Origin of the sequence: Sporanaerobium hydrogeniformans (assembly GCF_002735925.1) — a bacterium.
GTDB classification, from domain to species: Bacteria; Bacillota; Clostridia; order Lachnospirales; family Cellulosilyticaceae; genus Sporanaerobium; species Sporanaerobium hydrogeniformans.
In genome coordinates, this window is the sequence record NZ_PEDL01000027.1 from 1 (window position 1) to 19,106 (window position 19,106).

Genomic DNA, 19,106 nt, shown 5'->3' on the forward strand with positions numbered 1-19,106 from the left:
TGCAACCGGTGCCACCGGTTGCAGTAACAGTACCGCCATTGATGCTAATTGTTCCGCCTCCGCCGATGCCCGCACCGCCAGTGCCACCGGTTGCAGTAACAGTACCGCCATTGATGGTAGTTATTCCGCCTGTACGGCCTGAACCACCTCCGATACCCGCACAACTTTCGCCACCGGTTGCAGTAACAGTACCGCCATTGATGGTAATTTTTCCGCCTGCACCGGTTGAACCTCCAATGCCCGCACTATATTCGCCGCCAGTTGCGTTAAGGGTGCCTGTGCCGTCGATGGTCAGCGTTGCGCCGCTAGGTGCCTCCAATCCGGCTTTATTTTCTCCGCTTTTCAGCGTGTTTGTGCCCTCTAGTGTGAGGTTTACCGCAGCTCCTTGCATATCCAAGGCACAGGTGCCTGAATTCATATAATCGCCATCAGAAAACTGAATGTCCACGTCTTTTAGGGTGATATTCAGTGGTACCTCTGCTGTACCGCCTATCACCACTATGCTGTTGGTGGTGGTTTCAGTTACACCGTCTGCCATCGAAATGGTACAGTCGCCTCTGACGGTCAACGCCTTATTGCCGCTGTCGTAGGTCGCCGCATCTTCGTCGCTTACCGTAAAATCACCATAAACCTTCTCAGCTGCAAACACAGGCATTGCCATTTGTGGCAATAGCCCTAACACTAGGCACACTGTCAGAATGATGCTTAGAAATTTTTTTCTCATTTTTCTTTTTCTCCTCCTTTAATTTACTTGAAACCTCAAATTAAGTGTATACATTGTTGATAAAGAATGATTATGATTTACCGGCCTCGCCTTTACCTCCGCAATTCTGTCACTGGATTCTCCCATCTTCAAAATCACTCCCCTATAAATATACTTTTAGATTACATTATACAAAAAACCACGGACGAAAACCGTCCGTGGCGTAATTGTATGAATATTTGGCGTAAATGTCGTATTTTATCAAGTTTTTAAGCTTGTTATTATAAATGGAGAAGAACACGCGTCCTAAAAACACCCTTTTCAGCAGTAAACTCCACCATGCCACTATACCTCTCGGCAATATAGGTAATGCTCTTTGTTCCAGTCCCCCCGCCGCACTTCTGTGAGATTGGAAAACCACTTTCAAAGATGATGTTATCAGCGCAAGAGTTTTGGACTATAATTTGAAGCTTTCTGGCTCCGTTATATACGGAATAAACAATCTTCACCGTGATATATTTCTCTGTTGCGTCAGAACAACGCAGGCAGCCTTCCACCGCATTTTCAAAGGAGTTCGCAATAATACCAACTAGTGCAACTTCATCCATTGGAAGGTTTGAGGGAATCCTCGCATCTATCTCAGTTTTGATTCCCTTCTCCCTCGCTCGCTCTGCCCATCTTGACAGGTTAACATTTGCTGCAAGGTGTTCACAAATGCCGGCAAGAACAGGTTTTTCCGTTCTCTGTGTCTGCGCGTTCAAATACGATAATGCTTCCTGTGTTTTCTCTCTCTGAAGCATTGCTATAAGCGTATCGTAATGATGGCGAAGATCATGGCGGTCACGACGAGCCGCGTTGACTGCATTTTTCTGTTCCTCTATATGTTCTTCCCACATCTTGTTTTGCTGAGCAAGGATATGTTCCCTCTCCTGAACCTCATATTTTTCCGCGATATCACTGAACGACCGAAAAATCAGCCAGTAGACGCCTGCAAACACCAGATAGGAGCTTGCAACAAGATACCAGCGGTTATCTGCTTCATACCAGTACATTTGCGGATAGTAATGAATAACAGACTCTAGAACATAGAAAGAGAAGGCTACCAGAGCCATAAGATGCCACTCCTTTCCCAATAGCTCTACCAGCCTACGGAAACGTAGACGAACAAATTTATAATTGCAGAACAGAAGCGCTCCGAACAGCACTGTGCGGTATATGATATATTCAATCTGATACACAACCCCTGAACTTTCAGTGGTACATATATCCGAAATGTAGCTGATGCCGAGGAGCAGATTAAACTGAGTGAACATGACAAAAAGAGACACTGGCCACTTGTCCGCGGAACAGACGAAAATCAAAATCAGACACAGCCCAATTTCGACAGGCATAATCAGTATTTCCACTATTTTCTGTCCATATAAAATCAGAATGGTACAATATATAACGGCAACCACAAAATAAATCGCGACAGTAATTGTTATTCGTTTCCTTTTCGGCTCTTTCAACTTTATCAAAAAGAAGAAAAATAGGCTCATATAAGAAATCGTCTGCAAAAGCCTCAGGAATACCACCGCATATGTAATCATATCCATATAAAACCTCTCCCTCAGCAATTGCAGCTGTAATCCATGTATAGCTTTTTAAATTCCGTGTATTTTCGGCTAAGCATTGTAATTTTAGCACCTGTAGAAAAGAAAATCCACTTGGAGGTAAGCTCAATGATATAGTCCATATTTATGATATAAGTGCTGCCACATTTATAAAAACGCGGGTATTTATCGAGCAGTTCAAAAATCTCGGTAGAGGATTTTCGCACATAGATTGTCCTACCGTCTGACAAATTTAAGCGCTGAAAATGGTTATCTGTTTCAGAATATACTAACTCATTAAGTTCAATGCGGCTGATACCTTCAGTTGATTTTACTGTAATATAGTCTTCTTTCTTTGCGAGGTTATCCAATACCTTGTTTAGTGCTGTAAAGAATTCTTTTTCAGAATAAGGTTTCACAAGATAATGTGCGGCATTTAGGGAAAAAGCATCTACCGCATGGTCGCGGGAGGTGGTCAGAAAAATAATTTGGCAGTTGTCGCCCATATCCCGCAGCTCTCTTGCCATATCTGTACCAAGAATTCCCGGCATATAGACGTCAAGCAACAATACATCAAATTTATTATTCGCCTCCACATAAGCAAGAAACTCTAAAGGTGCTGAAAAGGAATATGTGTTTATTTGAACTTGTGGATGTTCATAAATGTATTGCTTGAGCAAGCTATTAGATCGATTAAGCTCCTGCAATTCATCGTCGCAGATTGCAATATTAATCATTGGTTTATACTCCTTTCATCTCCACTTCAACTTTAAATGTGATGGATACTATTAGCCCCTATTCGGGTTTCTAGGTTATTTTAACACATTATGGAGATGTTGCAAATAATAAATAGAGCCTCCTTAAGCAGCCTCTAAATGAACTGTATTCTCAACTGTCACATGCTACACACCTTATGTCATCTAAATAAAATGCGAGCAGAGTCGAGTGTATTTCAAAGTATCCTTCCTTACGGCAATGCCACCTTATCAATAAAAGGACACCTTATATTTCACTCTATTTTAAAGGTACAAAAAACGGCTTTTTTCACCAAATCCACTTTAAACTCACAACATATTGTGGTAATTTTCTATTCTTCACTCTCCGAATCACTGCGCTTCATTAGAACTACCGTCTCGACAGTTGTATCATTCTCCCACAAAAGTTTATCAGTGGAAGAACCCTTGTAGAATACAGGGAAATTGAAGGTTATGGACTTTAACCTGCTGAGTGTTTTGCCTTGTGGTTCTTTATATACTTCTACTTCTTTAATGAGATATACAACTGTTCTCTTCTTATCTTCCTCGGACATCTTGTCAAATAGAAGGTCAAAGTTTTCTAGTACTTTATAAACCTGCTCCAAGGTAAGAGCATTAGATTCCACGGCTTCACGCTTTAGTAGGAGGTCCTTTATCTTTTCCTCTACCTCTATCAACTCGTCATATGCACGGTCTAATCTTCTATTCATGTCTTGTATCTTGCGCTCCCTGTGAATTGTATCATAGGGTAGTTTGTCTATCTCATTTTCTAAAGTATCCTTGGCTGTTTTAGCCTGCCTCAAAGCCTTTCTATATTCACCAAGCTCCTTATCAATTTCTGAGGTATCAACTTCTTTTCCAATCTTCGCCTTAACTTCTTCTGCAAATAAAGGGTCTTTAACTAAGTCACGAACTGCATTGAGTACATCAGACTCTATGACTTCCTTACGTAAGCTTGCCTTGTAATTACACTCTACACCTCTGGCTTGGTATGCTCTTGAACATACATAATAGTGACGCTCAACATACTCACCATCCTTGCGTGTCCATGAATTTTTGTTGGTGTACATTGGACCACCACACTCAGGACACCTTAAAATTCCAGATAAAACGTGGATGCGCTCACGACCTATACTAGAAGGAGAAGCAACTCCTGTTTCAAGTCTTAGTGCATGTGCTACCTCCCAGTCTTCCACAGAGATTATTGGCTTGTGTTTACCCTTAGCTACTATATAATCCTCTTGTCTGACCGTCTTGTATTCATTTGATGTACCTTTTACCTTCTCCTTGGTACGTCTACCATAGGCTATATAGCCTTTATATACTGGGTTGTCTATTATATCTTTGACTAATTTTGCACTCCAACTGGTTAATGTACCGTTTTTACGGGGTATTTTGTTGATGCCTTGCCTGTTAAGATACTTGGCTAGGGCGTTAAACCCCATGTTGTCATTTATATACTTGTCATATATAACCCTTACAGCTTTGGCTTCGGCTTCATTAACTTTTAAGATGTCGTCTTTGCCCAAACTGTAGCCGTAAGGAGGAAAACCACCGTTCCATTTACCTTCTTCGGCTTTCTGGCGTCTACCTGCCATTGTCTGTTCAACGATATTTACTCTCTCAATCTCTGCGACTGCCGACAAAACTGTAATCATAAGCTTGCCTGAACCTGTGGAGGAATCTAATCTATCCTCAGTACATATAAGATTTACATTATGTTCTTGCAGCTTCTGCAGCGAATTTAACACATCAGCTGAGTTCCTGCCGAACCTTGAAAGCTTAAATACCAAAACATAATCTACATTTACAGTTCCTGCTTCAATATCTTCTAACATACGGATAAAATCGTCTCGTCCAGCAACGCTAGTACCTGACTTACCCTCGTCTTTATAGGTTTTTACTACTTCTATGTCATAAGCCTTAGCATACTTCCCAATCGAAGTAAGCTGTGCGTCAAGGCTATATCCTTCAACCTGCATTTCTGTTGATACTCTTAAATACATAACCGCTTTCTTTTCCATATTAAATACCATCCTTTTTAAGATATTTTACCGCACAAATAGCATTGTGGGTATATAATAAAGCATCCATTGTAAATCGTTCCCTTATACTTTGCATAGTCACTACTCCTTAACTTCGTCATCTTTGTTTTTAACTTCTTTAAGTACTGCATCGCCATGTTTCTCTACCACCTCTGCAATATGTGCGATAAAACTATCCTTAGCCCTATCCTTGTTCATAACTTTTACCTCCTAAACTTTTAAAATTTAAGAGATATTGAACAAGGCACACCTTTGCACCAAAAATTTTGTAATTATTTATACAAAAATATGGTAGAATGGTATCGGCTTATATGTTTATTAGGGGGTGGTTGATTGACTAAGCAAATTAAACAGCTTAATAGAGAACAAAGACGTAAGCTTATCATAAATAAATTGAAGATTTCACCTGAGTTATCAGATAGGGCAATTGCTAAAATGTTAGGAGTTTCTCCTACTACTGTAGGTACAATTAGACGCGAACTTTCCGATAAAGATGACCAATTTGGACACTTGAACATAAACAAGTATGACTGGACTCAGCACCCTTATTTAAAGGCACATCCTGAAATACTTGAAGGTTTAAGTGACGCCTCTTTACGAGCACTAAAGGCTCCCGGAGTGCTTGATAAGATGCAAGAAAGACAGAGTAAGTCTCCTAGGTATTGTCAAATCATATTGAGAAAAGAAAAATCAGAAGCTAATAAGCACTCTGATATAATAATAAATAGAAACGATATAAAGATTTTTCAAGGTGACCTTAAGACTGGCCTCCATGAGATTAAAGACGAGAGTATAAACTTGGTCTTTATTGACCCCCATACAACTTAAAATCAGTACAGGACTTGTATCGCTATATTCCTATCGTAGCCGAAAGAATATTGGTAGACGGTGGCTCTCTAATGGTTATGTGCGGTGGAGCTCATTTAGATGTCGCTATTAAAGAGCTTACATCTGCCAATACAAACCTTAAATTCAACTGGAACATTAGCTACATATGCCAACGTGGAACTCCTTTAATACACAATCGTAGGGTCATGACTGCTGTTAAAAACATAATCTGGCTTGTTAAGGGTAAATATACTGGCAATGTCGTCTTTGACTTAATTCAAGCTCCCTACGACCCGAATAAAGAAGACAAAGAACCTCACGTCTGGGGTCAGTCTGTAGAAGCTGTTAAAGATATAATAGAGAAGTTCACAGTTTCAGGTGATACGGTATGTGATTTTATGGTCGGTGGGGGTAGTACAGCTGTAGCTGCTGCACTAAGCAATCGTAGGTTTGTAGGTTGTGATATTGACCCCGTAGCTGTTAAAACTACTAAACAGAGAATAGATGCACTGTTCGGCTTATAATAGATATAAAGTAAAGAGTGGCGGCGTCACCCTCATTTTCAAGCGACGCCACCCTCTGCTTGTATATCCGTCGCACTCTATATCATTCTAGTTCATAACCTGATGTAATTGGAGGACACTTCCTTATTAAGCCTTAAATAGTGGTGCTTCCTTCATCTTCATACTCCAAGGGAAAATGATAGAAATTGAAGACTTTTTCAACGGTTTTACTACCATTTTTTATAAATTCACCCGTCTTCTTATACTCTACTATTATCAAGCCATTAGCCACCATCTGCTTAGTTGTTCGTGAAATACTTCGCTCTGTCAATCCTAATAATTTTCCTAGTTCAACTTGGGTACATTTTCTCCCAAAGTAGGCATTACGCCTAATAGCAATATATAATACTAGCTCCTGCTCGCTTATATCTCGCCTAATAAGCATATCAAACAGTATGTTAGGTAAGGTTATATACTGCTTTTCCTTTGGAGGTGCAAAGTTTCTAGCCTTGTATACACTAATACCTTCAAGTAGCCTCTTATTAATTAGCTCAAGGTCTAATAGCGATTTTAATGTTCGGCTTGTAGTCTGCTCAGAAAACCCTGTCATATCAGCAAGTTCTGACACTTTATATGTTGCTGTACTTTCCAATAAAACCTTTAAAATTACATAAGCATACCCTTTTAAGCTATTAAGACATTTATTGGTAGTGTACCTCTTATTAAGGATAAAAAACTTGTCATTATCAACATTTGACTTAGGTTTATGCTTTGGACAATTAGCCTTATCACAGTACTTTATCAATATTTCAGACATGCTATTAGACTCTGATACGCAACCTAAAAGGTTGTATTTTCTATTCTCCCAGTACCTATTAAAATCGCTTATAATTTCCTTATCTGTCTTCCTTTCAGCCTCACTGCATAAATTAGAACAGCTGTTATTCCATTCAATTATAGCCTCTAAGGCTGTTTCAGTGTCAACCCTAGCTATATCACGGAAATAACTTACTAACCGTCCTAGACACTTATTACGCTCACCTTTAGGTACTCCATTTGACATAATATTTGATATGCAAGGATACATTCCTTTAAACTTCTTTCTAATGTTCTTCTTTTTACTTGGTCTCCTTATACCAGCTGTCTTTTCAAGCTTTCTAAGATGACTTTCCAAATAATCAAGGGAATACCGTCTAAATCTATCGTCATTGATATAACCTGCTACAATATTTACAGCCATCGGCTTAGCTGGGTCTTTGTAATTGATTGTATTAGGTAAACGTAAACTTTGGGCCTGACTAATATTAGCAAGGTCTGCCCCAGATAAAGCAGCATAACGACGTGTTATATCAGTAACACGGGCTATATCAGTTGTTTCTTCTATACCAACATATATGTGGTATCCATTGCCTGAATCAACGACAAAATGGATAAATAGCCCTGTCGTAGCCTTGAAATATTCTGTAAAATCATATATTGTATTACATTTACCGTTAAAATCTTTCTTGTCAAAGTCAAAGCCTAAAACATATCTCTTATACATATTTTCAGACGCCTTACTAAACTCACCGTCCAAAGCTACGCAAGTTGATAGAGTTAAGTAACTATCACAGCTTCTCAGGACATTGTTTAGACCTAATTTCATGTCGTCTTTAGACTCAAAGAATACTGTCTTTGGTCTATCTTTTTGCTTTAGAAATACTGCAATCCTCTCATTGACCGATAAATATGGAAATAAGAAATCAAGATAATCATCCATGGACGAAAGATATTCAGATTCTATTTCAGTGTTATCGTAAAATTCCATTTCACATCCTCCATAAAAGTTTAGCAGGATACCCAATTACAAAGGTACCCTGCTCTTAAAATTAATCTAAGCCTAACGCTTCATCTAGTTCTTCTAAACTGATTTCCTCTGGTTCTACTTTAGAAACAATAGAAAAATCAATATTAGGCATATTAGTATTAGACACTGCAGCAGGTCTATATTCTGGCTTACGGGTATATCTAAAATCGTAGAGGTATCCTCCTGTCTTTAATTTAGAGTTTGTCCCTGTGATAACTATATATTTGACATCTCCATAACGGGCAAATACTTCTACTATGCTACCTACCTCCTTCTCTGAACCACTTACTAATACCTTGTATTGACCGTCTCTAGCTTTTCTCCAACTACCTTCCAGTACTCCATGCATTGTGGTATTTCCCTCCTTCTGCTTATACTTTTTACAAGAAGTGATATGGAAGTCACTAGTACCTAGACTTCCTCATCATTAACTTTGTTTGCGTAATATGATATAGATTGCATAAAGGACATAAAACCTTCAACTGTAAATGGCATAGAGTCGATTCCATCTTCATAATAACTGGGGTTATATGGCAGTGTATAACCTAACACATTAGCAGTTTCGGTAGCTTCACTTGCAGTGTTGTGGGCAGATAGTAACTCTCCATCCTTACCAGTACCCTCAAGCAAAAAGTAAACACTGTTATTAGTAACAATCGTGACATACTTATGCTCAGGATTATTTTCAAGATTTACATATTGTAGCCTTACTATAATTTTAGAATCTAATATATTTGACATATCCATCTTCTTTTTCCCTCCTTTTCTTTTAAATTTATATGTCGTTTTGCACTAGGCACACAAATGCGACAATGATTTTAAAGAATTTCTATCTTTTTTAGCCTTTTTATCATCGGCTTAGAAATATTTTTTTCTAGTGCTCATTGTCTCAGAAAATTGAAGTTTGTTATATAAAAGAAAAACCCCGTCGAATGACAGGGTAGTAGTATAAGGTATAAAATTTCAAGATGGACTATCTTATAAATTTGATTTTAGCCTTTATTTGCCTCGTAAAAGAGTTTAAAATTCTCACTTAGGGATTTTGCACCCAATAACATTTCTAAAGCCTCCACAGGTCAAATAAAGGCTAACGAAGATATTGTCTCAACCCCTTTAGCTATGCAGCTTTGCGGAGTTTCCATGAGTCCTTTCTGCCAATAAAACTATTATAATTTTATAGTCTCTGCCGTCACTCTTTCTCTGCCTTCATCATCGTACATTGCTAAGAATTTATGCAAATCTTTAAGTGGAGGAATATTAGTTGGGTCTGGTTTCGTATCGTCACCAAGAAACTCTATATATGATGCTGACGGTTCTGCTACAAAGTTTGACTCCTTATCTATCAGTCGCATTAGATCTGAAGTCTTAATTCTCCTATGATTCCCTGCACTACGATAAGTTTTAAGCCTGCCCGAATTAGTCCACCTCCTAATACTCTCTGTGCTTACACCTGCAAGTGCACTTGCCTGAGCAACAGTTAATAGTTCATCCTTCATAATATAACACCTCTCCCTAATCTTATATAAACTTAGTCAAGCTTAACGCACAAACTTATGCTCAACTTTGTTTAATATTGTATAAGTTTACTGGCCTAAGTAAGATTTTAAGGTTATGCAAATAAAAAACTGGCGTATCAAATAAAGAATTGATACGCCAGTCATTATTTTTAGTTTTAAAAGTCAAATAGCTGTTAGTTTTCATTCTTCGCTATATGACCACTTCTTGCTTTATAAAGTCATTTAATTTTGCTCTCGACCAAGGAGAATACTAAGAGCGATACAACGGACTGGTTGACCGTTTCGACCTTGCCAAGGCTCACCATACTGCTGTTTATGATAGAGACGATGTGTGGTTCACCTTTAAGGACGGCACTGAAATTCAGGCATAAGTCCTACGAAATCAAAACTCCTCGCTACCGTTATGATAGTGTGGAGTCTCTGATTCGCATATTAAGAATGATGTGTCATAATACTATTCTATTGAATCAATAAATTTTTCTAGCCTATTGACTGCATCTTCATCTCTAGGGTTAAACATTATTTCTTGTAGATGCTTATAAATCTTCAACTGAATTTCTGATTCAAATTCGAAATCTGAAGAAAAGTTCTTTATCATGAATTGACTTAAAACTTCTAACATATAAGATAAATTATTGTTATCTTTATATGAGGTAAAAGGGATTAATTCCTTTGCAGACCCTAAACCACTAATTATCCTTGAGTAAAAGTAGGTTCTATCTCCTTCATCACTTTTAATATAATCTATATTTAACCCGCTCAATGCTAAACCTAGAGAGTTTTCAAAAGCATTATCTGCCTGTCTTTGAAGGGCATCTTTACGAATATTAGCTTTATTTAGGCAAACTATTAATATAATTACTAAGGATATTAATAAAATCATTAGAATATTTTTCCAGTATCTCTTTACCAATTCATTCAATTTAGATTCCCCCTCATGTCATATAATCCTACATATAGGCCATAGTTTATAAAGAATGTGCAACTATTTTTCGTCAAAAATGCTAACAACTTTCATACATTCATCACAATAATATCCTTCAGCATTAAAGTTAAGCCTAACATATTCTTTCCTAATTTTCTTGTCGAGTTCTTCCTCTGGATACCATGTAACAGTATTGAATATATTAAGAGTTGATTCACCAATCTTAACCATTCCTTTTCTCATTTCCTTTAAACAGTATGGACATTTCATTAAGACCCCTCATTCTCGTTTCACATAAATATACAAGTGCGTTGTAGATTCAGATTAGCAAATATAATATTAGCATCGATTTAAAGTAGTCTATTAATTCATTGTATTCCATAGTACGAATAATATCAAGTATTTACATGTCTTTTAGTTAAGATATTTTATTTGCTATACAAGGCAGGAGCTGATGGCTACGAATAGAACTCCCTAAAAAGATATTGACTATAGGTTAAGAGCGCGGTATAGATGATGTTAGTGGGGTCACTAGTCAAGGAAGCCCGACAGGAGAGGGGGTGCTGGTGAATTGCAAGGGATAGTAAAGGTAGACTAAGAACAAAAGAGGAGACTATCTCTTTTAAGTTGCGGCTGAAAGAAAGCACAGCAGGCCAGTTAAAGGATTTATCTGAACAGCTTGGTCTACCCATAGCAAGTATTATAAGGCAGGGTATTCATATAGCCTTACATGACTTATCGGAAGAATCCAAATAAAGAGGAAGTATGTACCATAAACGACCGTTTTAGATACAGTTTCAAGAGAAGCCTATTATAGCGAGTTTTAAGGGCGTAAAATGTGTCATTAAAGGTGTCATAATCAAATTTGATATTGATACCTTTATGATACATATAAACTGATTTAAGGGAGGATTTACCATGTTAGTTGGTTATGTACGTGTTAGTAAAAGTGACATGAATTTAGATAGACAGGTAGACGCATTAATAGAAGCAGGTGTCAATTATCGTTGCATCTACCAAGAAAAAATCACAGGCACCATACGAGAAAGAGAACAACTTAATAAAATGCTAGAAGAACTACAACAAGGTGAGACTGTTATTGTCTCCGAACTGTCAAGGCTTAGTAGGTCAACCAAGGACCTATTTGAAATCGTTGAGAAGATACACACAGCTGGTGCCCAAATAAAAAGTCTTAAAGAGAGTTGGCTTGATACCACAACCCCACAAGGGAAGTTTATGTTTACCATATTTGCTGGACTGTCTCAGTTCGAACGTGACTTGCTTTCAGAGCGAACCAAAGACGGTCTCAAAGCTGCTAAGGCCAGAGGTCGTTCTGGAGGCCGCCCCAGCAAGCGAAATGAAAAAGGGCTCACCGTAAGGGCACTATATAATAATGGTGTTACAATAGCTGAAATAGTAAGACAAACAGAACTCAGCAGGTCTACGGTAAATCGTATCATTAGAGATATTCGGTCAGATACAGAGCCTACTGATAAAGCCAACAAGGAGGACTGTACATTATGATGACAATGTGTCCGTCTTGCTTTGAATTATACAGTGAAATATGGTCTAAGCCTTGCTGTGGCTGTGGATATAAGACTGTTAGCGTCAGTATTGACCTTATAGGATTAGCTAAGCTTCTGATAAATCGTGGTTTTAAGCTTTCCTACGCTAATTGTTCTACATATGACGATGAGTCAAGTATTGGCAAAATTACTCAAATCACTATCGAGTTTGCAGTATCTTACCCAGAGGCCATGTTTACTGAACTACCCCCTGATTGGACTATGTACGAATTTAATCGGGTCAAGGATAACCAAATTATAGAGCCAAAGCTAACAGGCCTCAGCTGTATATGCGAGCATCTACCCAACGAGTGCGACTCTGACAGTATTGCGTTTACCAAGGAAATCACTATTAGCAACTTCGAGATATGGCTAGAAGAAAAAGACCCTGAAAGCTGTAAGGCTGTGCTTACACTTGCAGGATGTATGTAAAAGGACCCTACAGGCTAATAAAACTGCCTTGTAGGGTCCTTTCTATATTACATTAAAATGTCTAAGTGCGTCTTTAATAGCTTCCACTTTAAATTCTGGTGCTGGTTTATATGGATACTTTAATTCTTCCACTGCATTAGGTGCGTCGTACATAGGTAGGCCAAGGGAGCGTTTAACTTCTGCGATATAGGCTGTATGAACTTTGAAGTTGTATTTATCCTCTATATATTCTTGTATAAGCTTGTAGGTAACACGGTCTGGTGCCCTGTATATGTCATCGTCATACTCCATTTTTACATTGATAAAACTGTCTGCTCTTTTGTGGGATAAAAGAACCACTGACTCAACGTGACACGAGTGGACAGTATGAATGTCCTATCAATATTTTTGTAATCTCTCGTTTATGGGAACATATACACCGCCATTTTCTGTTTGTGGAAACGTATCAAATTACTTATGTGCATTTTCATAAGCCTTTCGTATTTCATCTGGCATTTCTATGATGTTTAGATTTTTCAAATTATTCTCTGACCCATCCTTTATGGCTGTTTCATAATACCAACACTTAAATTTTAGCATATCCAAAACTCTATTCAAACGCACGATTTCTTCTTCAACAATTTCCTTCTGTTTATAAAATAGTTCTCTGCGTTCTGGATATGTTTTAGCCCCTTCCATACACCACTGCATAAAAAGCTTTATATCTTTTATTTCCAGACCTGATCCTTTTAAACATTCTATCACTCGTAACGCTTCTATTTCTTGCTCTCTAAATTGACGAATGCCAGAGGAACGTTCTAATTCTGGAAATAGGCCTTCTTTATCGTAATATCGAATCGTAGAAATGGGTAAATCAAACATTTTTGAAACTTGACCTATTGTATATAACATTCATTCACTCCTATTTCATAAAAAACTTTCAAAATATCCTTGACCTAAAGTTAGGTTTAGGTATTAAACTTAGTATATTACTTTAAAATGTGCTTGTCAATCTTGGTGAAAACACATCTAACGAGTGGCTTGAGCCTGTAGATGACAAACAATATTTTGAAATTAAATAAGGAGTCTATAAATCATGCGTAAAAAAATATTAATCATTTCATCCACTCCCAGAAAAGGTGGAAATTCCGAAATCCTCGTTGAATCCTTTACAAATGGAGCTTTAAGTGTTGGAAACACAGTTGAAACCATCTATCTCCGTGAAAAACAAATAGGATTTTGCATTTACTCTTTATAAATTTGACTGATATCCATTTTATCTTTCTCTAATCATGAATCGCTTATTATACATACTAGTATACCCATTCACTCTTTAATCTTTTTTGAATCCTAATTTTTTCATTAGTCGCATAACCCCAAACTTTCCTTGTACAACTGCAGTTGGAAGCCCTCCTGGTGGCATTAACCACTGCCCTGCAAGCACTACATTATCTAACCCTTTTATTTTCCCTGTACTTTGCATTTGTTTGCCTGCTTTAGTGACTATAAAAGACATATAGGCTCCTTTATAGGCACCGCACCACTTTTCATAGCTTACTGGTGTAACAACATCTAGACTTTGTATTTTCCCTTTTAATTGTGGGAACTTTACTTCCATGCGTTCTATGGCATCTTGTGCAATACGCTTTTTTTCTACCTCATAGCTTGCTTTATCTTTATAGAGATCTTTCCAGAATACATAATCTTTTTCTACTTGATCAAAACTTGCTTGGAGAACGACATGTCCTTCTGGTCCAAATTCATCATAATTATAGTTTTTTATACTCATGCGATTTTTGACTGAACAGCCTACTTGATACCCTTCACAATCAAAAAATAATGTCTCTGGAATGTCTTTGCATGGGTCTGCCACACCAAAGGATAGATTAACAGCACTATTTACTGGATAAAGCTGTGGATTTTCATACCATGTTCTAAAGGGTTTATCCATATACTTTTCTCCAATAAGCTTTGAAAAAGCGACTTTACTATCCATTGTCAGTATATAAGCGTCTCCCCCTACTCTATCACCGTTTTCAAATTCAACCTCTACAGCCTTTCCATCTTGTATATGAACTTGCTTCGCCGTATAACCTTTTTTTATTTTTCCACCTAGAGAAAGATAGTGATCTACCATGCGTTGAACCATTTGAACAGAACCACCTTTTGGTATGCCACCATTTCCACTACAAAATGTTGCAAGGGAAAACATATAAGACGACGCATTATATCTTTCAGGCATGTAATCTAAGATTAAATGCCGAATGGCTGGATGCTTGAAGGTATTTGCATAATCTTCCATGGAAAGTTTAGCATATTTCATCATCACTTTTCCACCCGCTCCCATAGATTTGGCTAGTTTTATAAAGTCAAAAAGATTCAGATCTTCCATGGGTTTTTCTGTTGGCATTTCTACTGTTGCCAGTATACGCACCACCTCACACATCTCTTTAATGGCTTTTTCATCTTCTGGTGAAAGCTGTAGTAACTCTTTCTGTGTACGTTCAATATCTCTATAAATACTTACTTGTACCCCTTGATATTCTACAGTGTAAAATCTTTCTGGATAAAAAATCTCAATCTCATCACTGAGTGCCCCAACCTCTCGCCAAAGTTCATTTAGTGAGCCTTTTCTAGATCCTGTAAGCCAGTGAATACAGTTATCAATATGATACCCTTTGCGATTCCACCCCGTACATTGTCCCCCCATGGTATGATTCTTTTCAAAGATTATACTCTCAAACCCATTTTCCTGTGCAAAAATCCCTGCTGATAAACCTGCGATACCTCCACCAATAATCACCATTTTCTTCATCTCAAATCTCCCCTTCGATTTTAATGTTTTCTTATGATATCTACTAACCATCTATAATCTGGTAACGGATAACTTCCATGTGTTGCCACCTGCTCTGCTATACCTTGAATAGCACACCAAAAAGTCAAAGAGAGTGCCAGTGGGTTTCCTTCTTTAATAACCCCTTCCTTTTGCCCTCGCTCAATAAGAGGTACACATTGTTGGGTGACATCTACCTTAAAAGCTATGTCCCTAATATACGCTGGAAATTCTGTACTTTTTTGAACTCTAGACATGAAAAGAAAAATATTTGCTACCATTGGTGCTTCTTCCATAGCTGTAAAAATCCCCTTAGCAGCCTCCTCAAAGAAAGCAAGCACATCCTCCGTATCACAAGTCATGGTCCACTTCGTTCCACTTAGCCCCAACTTTACAATTTCCTCACACAGTGCTTCTTTACTTTCAAAATAGTGAAACATCAAGCCTGTACTCATCTCTGCTGCTGTTGCAATATCAGCTATTTTAGTGGCGGTAAAGCCTTTTTCAATAAAAAGCTCAAGCCCCTTTTGCATAATCAGTTCTCGTCTTGCCTTTTTTTGTTCTTCTCGTATGCCCATATTACACTCCATACCCTCATTTTGTTTAATCTCTCTTATTGAACATTTTTTCATTGAATACAAATTCAATATACTTTTTTCAAACTATTTTGTCAATACTGTTTTTGACTATCTTTTACAAAGAAAGAGCTGTCACATTATCTTCTAAGTTATTCAGTTTTACTTGGTAATCTCCTACTTTTCTAGTTTTAAAACCTCCCCTGCTCTATTTCTTCTCTAATTTCTAATCACTATTTACTCTTAGCTCTCATTAAATCAATCATTGCATAAAAAGTTTTCCTACCACCAATACTATTCGCAAATAGAGATAGGAGCACACCCAATGACTTCAAAAAAAAACCCCCGCAAATCTACTCTTACCCTGCAAAAAGAAGATCCTCTTAAAAGTAAAAATGGCAATTCGCCCATTCACGATGACGGTCTCTTTATCGCCGATGAAGATCCTAGTGATGGTTTCGCAAATATGAATACCATCCGATATGGTGAAGAAGTAGATGTAGATGATTTATAACAATAATACCCAGAGACAGCTCATCTCTGGGTATTATCGTTATAAATTTATACATTTTCTAGCTTGCTTCCTAAAGGTATGATAGCCCATACCTTCCCAACTTTTTTTGCTACTGTATTATTGCTTATAAAATGAAGTTCTATCTCATTCCGCTCTTTCCACTTTTATTTTTCGAATAGGAAATTGAATTTCTGTGAGCCAGTCGTCTACCGAATCTTTATTCCATACACCATCAATGTACGATTCTCTTGGATGGTCTATTATTTCATAACCATTTTCTTCTACAAATCTTAGTACCGCATTGTAGGCTTTTGGGAACCCCTCATACGCCCCTTTGTGTAGCACGCAAGCAGCCATTTCTACCTTAGGAATAACTTTAAACTTTAGCTTATCCGAATCTTCCTTCATCTCTGTTACAGCTTCACATATCTCCACGTCAACATTTTCTTCTTTGTACTCCCCATCATGATAAATGTTGAAGCAGTATTCGGGTATGGTACACTCACAACCAAGCCTTTCCATTTCTTCCCCCATGGGTGGTACAATTTCAAATAAAGCCCCATAATTCGGCATGATACAACGCATAGAAGCTACAGTTACCTCGGGCAAGGCTTTGACAATGATATGATAACTACTCTCCACCTGTTCACTAGACAAATAACTTTCTACTTGACAAAGCTTCAACGTCTCTTCTGCAATTTTCTTAAGCAACTCACTTTTCTTTTGTAATAACAACTGTTTCTCTGAGGCTCCCTCTTGCACCTTTTTAATTTCCTCTAGCGTAAAACCCATCTCTCTCAAGGCTAGTATTTGGTGTAAAACAGGTAGCTGCTCCGAAGTATAATACCGATATCCTGTAAAAGTATCCGTGTAGCTTGGCTTTAATAAGCCTAGCTCATCGTAATGTCTAAGTGCCTTGATGGTAATATGATTCATTTTTGAAAACATTCCTATTCTATAAATAGCCACTTCCTCTTTACGCTCGCATTTATAGTCTTGCGCCATATTCACTCCTCCTACTCCCATTTAAATAAGGTAATTGAACCTACGACCCCTATCACTATTGTGATCATCATCACTAATATTGGCGTGATGAGGTCATCTATAGGTAAGCCTAATGAAAAGCCTTTTAAGAGTTTAATCCCTTGGGTAAGTGGCATAAAATCCGCTATCCTTTGTAATCCTTTTGGGAAAATTTCATAAGGAATCGTAGCCCCCGATAAAAATAACATTGGAAAGTATACGATACTACACACCACATTAGCGACTTTGATATTTCTACACACACTTGCTATCAGCATCCCTAAGCTATACATTGAGAAGAGTACCAAAAAGTACGCCCCCACAAACTGTCCTAAAGAACCTTGCATTTCATAACCAAACCCAATAACACTAACCCATGCAACTAAGAGTGTGGAAATCACTGACAAAAGAGCATTGATACTTACTTGTACTAATAATAACATAAGTGGGCTTACAGGGGTAACGAAGAAATGCTTCAATATCTTCTTATCTCTATAATCTGCTAGTGTGAGTGGTATCCCCATAAAGGCTGTGGCACAAATACCCACTGTAGTGAGGGCGCCAAAAGAACCTTCTAAAAAACTATAGGTGGCACCTTCATAGGCTGGCTTTTGCCCACAAATAATCCCAATGAGTAGCATAATAGCTACCGGCATTCCCACTCCAAAAAAGATACTGTCTACTCCTCGTAGTGCTAATTTACCTTCTATTTTAAAAAGCCTTAAATACTTTTTCATAATGTTACCTCCTCACTCATATACCATAAATACGCCTCTTCCAATTGTTCACAAGGACTTTGAGCTACGACTTCCTGAACGGTGCCACTCACAACCTCTTTCCCTTCTTTTATCAAACATATATAATCGCATAAGGCTTCCACCTCATCCATATAGTGTGAAGTCAGAAAAATAGTTAGACCTTGGTTTTTTAGCCCTCTTAAAATCTCCCAGACCTCTCTTCTCGCTGCTACATCTAACCCCGTCGTTAATTCATCTAAAAAGACTACTTCTGGCTGTGAAAGAAGCGCTAGCAGTACAGAAAGTTTTTGTCGTTCTCCTCCAGACAGTTTATCAACAGGCTGTTTTTCAAAAGTATTTAACTTAAATTGTTCTAATAATTTTTTGTAATCGGCTGGTTGTTTATATAAGGCAGCTATTTCCTCACATAGTTCTCCCACCCGAATAGAAGCCTGATAACTTGAGGCTTGAAGTTGTACACCTACCTTTTCAAAAAGTTCTTTACGTTTCTTTTTGGGATTTAAACCTAATATTTTACTTTCTCCCTTATCAGAAGCTTTAAGTCCCAATAAGCAATCAATAGTCGTCGATTTACCTGCCCCATTATGCCCTAGGAGTCCAAATACCTCTCCTTTTTTCACTGCAAAAGATAAGTTACTCACCACAGTCTTCTCTCCATATTTTTTTGTTAGCTGACTCACTTCTATACCATATTGCATGTCTATTCCCCTTTC

The 19,106-nt window shown here is 37.8% G+C and carries 22 protein-coding genes and 2 pseudogenes; 7 read left to right on the forward strand and 17 right to left on the reverse strand.

Annotated elements, in window-relative coordinates:
* From CS063_RS15480 to CS063_RS15495, 4 genes and pseudogenes are all read right to left on the reverse strand, one after another.
* A pseudogene (locus CS063_RS15480) lies at positions 1-724 on the reverse strand (hypothetical protein); the annotation flags it as partial.
* Between the two features lie 260 nt (positions 725-984).
* The gene (locus tag CS063_RS15485; RefSeq protein WP_099450601.1) at positions 985-2,298 is read right to left on the reverse strand and encodes a sensor histidine kinase; all 1,314 of its coding nucleotides are present in this window, start codon (positions 2,296-2,298) and stop codon (positions 985-987) included.
* 14 nt (positions 2,299-2,312) lie between these two features.
* Positions 2,313-3,032: a LytR/AlgR family response regulator transcription factor gene (locus tag CS063_RS15490; RefSeq protein ID WP_099450602.1), complete on the reverse strand. Its 720-nt coding sequence runs from the start codon at positions 3,030-3,032 to the stop codon at positions 2,313-2,315.
* Between the two features lie 350 nt (positions 3,033-3,382).
* Positions 3,383-5,074 (reverse strand): recombinase family protein, encoded by a 1,692-nt coding sequence (locus tag CS063_RS15495; RefSeq protein ID WP_308415544.1) that lies wholly within the window; start codon positions 5,072-5,074, stop codon positions 3,383-3,385.
* A gap of 354 nt (positions 5,075-5,428) precedes the next feature.
* Here CS063_RS15495 and CS063_RS15500 point away from each other — a divergent pair, with 354 nt between their 5' ends.
* Both CS063_RS15500 and CS063_RS15505 read left to right on the forward strand, forming a co-directional pair.
* Positions 5,429-5,923 (forward strand): hypothetical protein, encoded by a 495-nt coding sequence (locus CS063_RS15500; RefSeq protein ID WP_099450604.1) that lies wholly within the window; start codon positions 5,429-5,431, stop codon positions 5,921-5,923.
* 14 nt (positions 5,924-5,937) lie between these two features.
* Positions 5,938-6,447: a DNA methyltransferase gene (locus tag CS063_RS15505; protein WP_308415545.1), complete on the forward strand. Its 510-nt coding sequence runs from the start codon at positions 5,938-5,940 to the stop codon at positions 6,445-6,447.
* 133 nt (positions 6,448-6,580) lie between these two features.
* On the opposite strand, the gene CS063_RS15510 is transcribed toward CS063_RS15505, so the two are convergent.
* From CS063_RS15510 to CS063_RS15535, 6 genes are all read right to left on the reverse strand, one after another.
* Positions 6,581-8,233: a hypothetical protein gene (locus CS063_RS15510; RefSeq protein ID WP_099450606.1), complete on the reverse strand. Its 1,653-nt coding sequence runs from the start codon at positions 8,231-8,233 to the stop codon at positions 6,581-6,583.
* Positions 8,234-8,294: 61 nt separating this feature from the next.
* Positions 8,295-8,621 carry a PDDEXK family nuclease gene (locus CS063_RS15515; protein WP_099450607.1) on the reverse strand — a complete coding sequence of 109 codons (327 nt, stop codon included), beginning with the start codon at positions 8,619-8,621 and terminating at the stop codon, positions 8,295-8,297.
* A gap of 62 nt (positions 8,622-8,683) precedes the next feature.
* On the reverse strand, positions 8,684-9,019 hold the full coding sequence (locus tag CS063_RS15520; RefSeq protein WP_099450608.1) for a hypothetical protein: 336 nt from the start codon (positions 9,017-9,019) through the stop codon (positions 8,684-8,686).
* Between the two features lie 419 nt (positions 9,020-9,438).
* The gene (locus CS063_RS15525; protein WP_099450609.1) at positions 9,439-9,768 is read right to left on the reverse strand and encodes a MerR family transcriptional regulator; all 330 of its coding nucleotides are present in this window, start codon (positions 9,766-9,768) and stop codon (positions 9,439-9,441) included.
* Between the two features lie 475 nt (positions 9,769-10,243).
* The gene (locus CS063_RS15530; protein WP_099450610.1) at positions 10,244-10,711 is read right to left on the reverse strand and encodes a hypothetical protein; all 468 of its coding nucleotides are present in this window, start codon (positions 10,709-10,711) and stop codon (positions 10,244-10,246) included.
* A gap of 63 nt (positions 10,712-10,774) precedes the next feature.
* A complete protein-coding gene (locus CS063_RS15535; RefSeq protein ID WP_099450611.1) occupies positions 10,775-10,984 on the reverse strand; it encodes a PF20097 family protein in 210 nt (69 codons plus the stop codon).
* Positions 10,985-11,341: 357 nt separating this feature from the next.
* On the opposite strand from CS063_RS15535, the gene CS063_RS17505 reads away from it, so the two are divergent.
* The 3 genes from CS063_RS17505 (at position 11,342) to CS063_RS15545 (ending at position 12,711) form a co-directional block, all read left to right on the forward strand.
* A complete protein-coding gene (locus CS063_RS17505) occupies positions 11,342-11,470 on the forward strand; it encodes a ribbon-helix-helix domain-containing protein (RefSeq protein WP_180270827.1) in 129 nt (42 codons plus the stop codon).
* A gap of 162 nt (positions 11,471-11,632) precedes the next feature.
* Positions 11,633-12,238 (forward strand): recombinase family protein, encoded by a 606-nt coding sequence (locus tag CS063_RS15540; RefSeq protein ID WP_099450612.1) that lies wholly within the window; start codon positions 11,633-11,635, stop codon positions 12,236-12,238.
* Positions 12,235-12,711, forward strand: coding sequence for a hypothetical protein (locus tag CS063_RS15545; RefSeq protein WP_099450613.1), 477 nt, complete (start codon positions 12,235-12,237; stop codon positions 12,709-12,711). The genes CS063_RS15540 and CS063_RS15545 overlap by 4 nt, the downstream gene beginning before the upstream one ends.
* A 42-nt stretch (positions 12,712-12,753) precedes the next feature.
* On the opposite strand, the pseudogene CS063_RS15550 reads toward CS063_RS15545, so the two are convergent.
* Positions 12,754-12,972: pseudogene (locus CS063_RS15550) on the reverse strand (hypothetical protein); the annotation flags it as partial.
* Positions 12,973-13,161: 189 nt separating this feature from the next.
* Positions 13,162-13,602, reverse strand: coding sequence for a MerR family transcriptional regulator (locus CS063_RS15555; RefSeq protein ID WP_099450615.1), 441 nt, complete (start codon positions 13,600-13,602; stop codon positions 13,162-13,164).
* A 184-nt stretch (positions 13,603-13,786) separates the two neighbouring features.
* Between CS063_RS15555 and CS063_RS15560 the strand changes: the two genes are divergently transcribed.
* Complete coding sequence (locus tag CS063_RS15560) at positions 13,787-13,948, forward strand: flavodoxin family protein (protein ID WP_180270828.1); 162 nt, start codon at positions 13,787-13,789, stop codon at positions 13,946-13,948.
* 75 nt (positions 13,949-14,023) lie between these two features.
* Here CS063_RS15560 and CS063_RS15565 read toward each other — a convergent pair whose 3' ends face one another.
* Together CS063_RS15565 and CS063_RS15570 are read right to left on the reverse strand one after the other, a co-directional pair.
* Complete coding sequence (locus tag CS063_RS15565) at positions 14,024-15,505, reverse strand: phytoene desaturase family protein (protein ID WP_180270829.1); 1,482 nt, start codon at positions 15,503-15,505, stop codon at positions 14,024-14,026.
* Positions 15,506-15,525: 20 nt separating this feature from the next.
* Positions 15,526-16,101 carry a TetR/AcrR family transcriptional regulator gene (locus CS063_RS15570; protein WP_180270830.1) on the reverse strand — a complete coding sequence of 192 codons (576 nt, stop codon included), beginning with the start codon at positions 16,099-16,101 and terminating at the stop codon, positions 15,526-15,528.
* Between the two features lie 322 nt (positions 16,102-16,423).
* Between CS063_RS15570 and CS063_RS15575 the strand changes: the two genes are divergently transcribed.
* Positions 16,424-16,612: a hypothetical protein gene (locus tag CS063_RS15575; protein ID WP_099450618.1), complete on the forward strand. Its 189-nt coding sequence runs from the start codon at positions 16,424-16,426 to the stop codon at positions 16,610-16,612.
* Positions 16,613-16,756: 144 nt separating this feature from the next.
* On the opposite strand, the gene CS063_RS15580 is transcribed toward CS063_RS15575, so the two are convergent.
* The 3 genes from CS063_RS15580 to CS063_RS15590 are packed head-to-tail and all read right to left on the reverse strand — an operon-like array spanning position 16,757 to position 19,091.
* A complete protein-coding gene (locus CS063_RS15580; RefSeq protein ID WP_099450619.1) occupies positions 16,757-17,617 on the reverse strand; it encodes a MerR family transcriptional regulator in 861 nt (286 codons plus the stop codon).
* Positions 17,618-17,628: 11 nt separating this feature from the next.
* Complete coding sequence (locus tag CS063_RS15585) at positions 17,629-18,372, reverse strand: ABC transporter permease (protein WP_099450620.1); 744 nt, start codon at positions 18,370-18,372, stop codon at positions 17,629-17,631.
* The gene (locus CS063_RS15590) at positions 18,369-19,091 is read right to left on the reverse strand and encodes an ABC transporter ATP-binding protein (RefSeq protein ID WP_099450621.1); all 723 of its coding nucleotides are present in this window, start codon (positions 19,089-19,091) and stop codon (positions 18,369-18,371) included. Before CS063_RS15590 ends, CS063_RS15585 begins: the two co-directional genes overlap by 4 nt.
* Between the last annotated feature and the right edge of the window lie 15 nt (positions 19,092-19,106).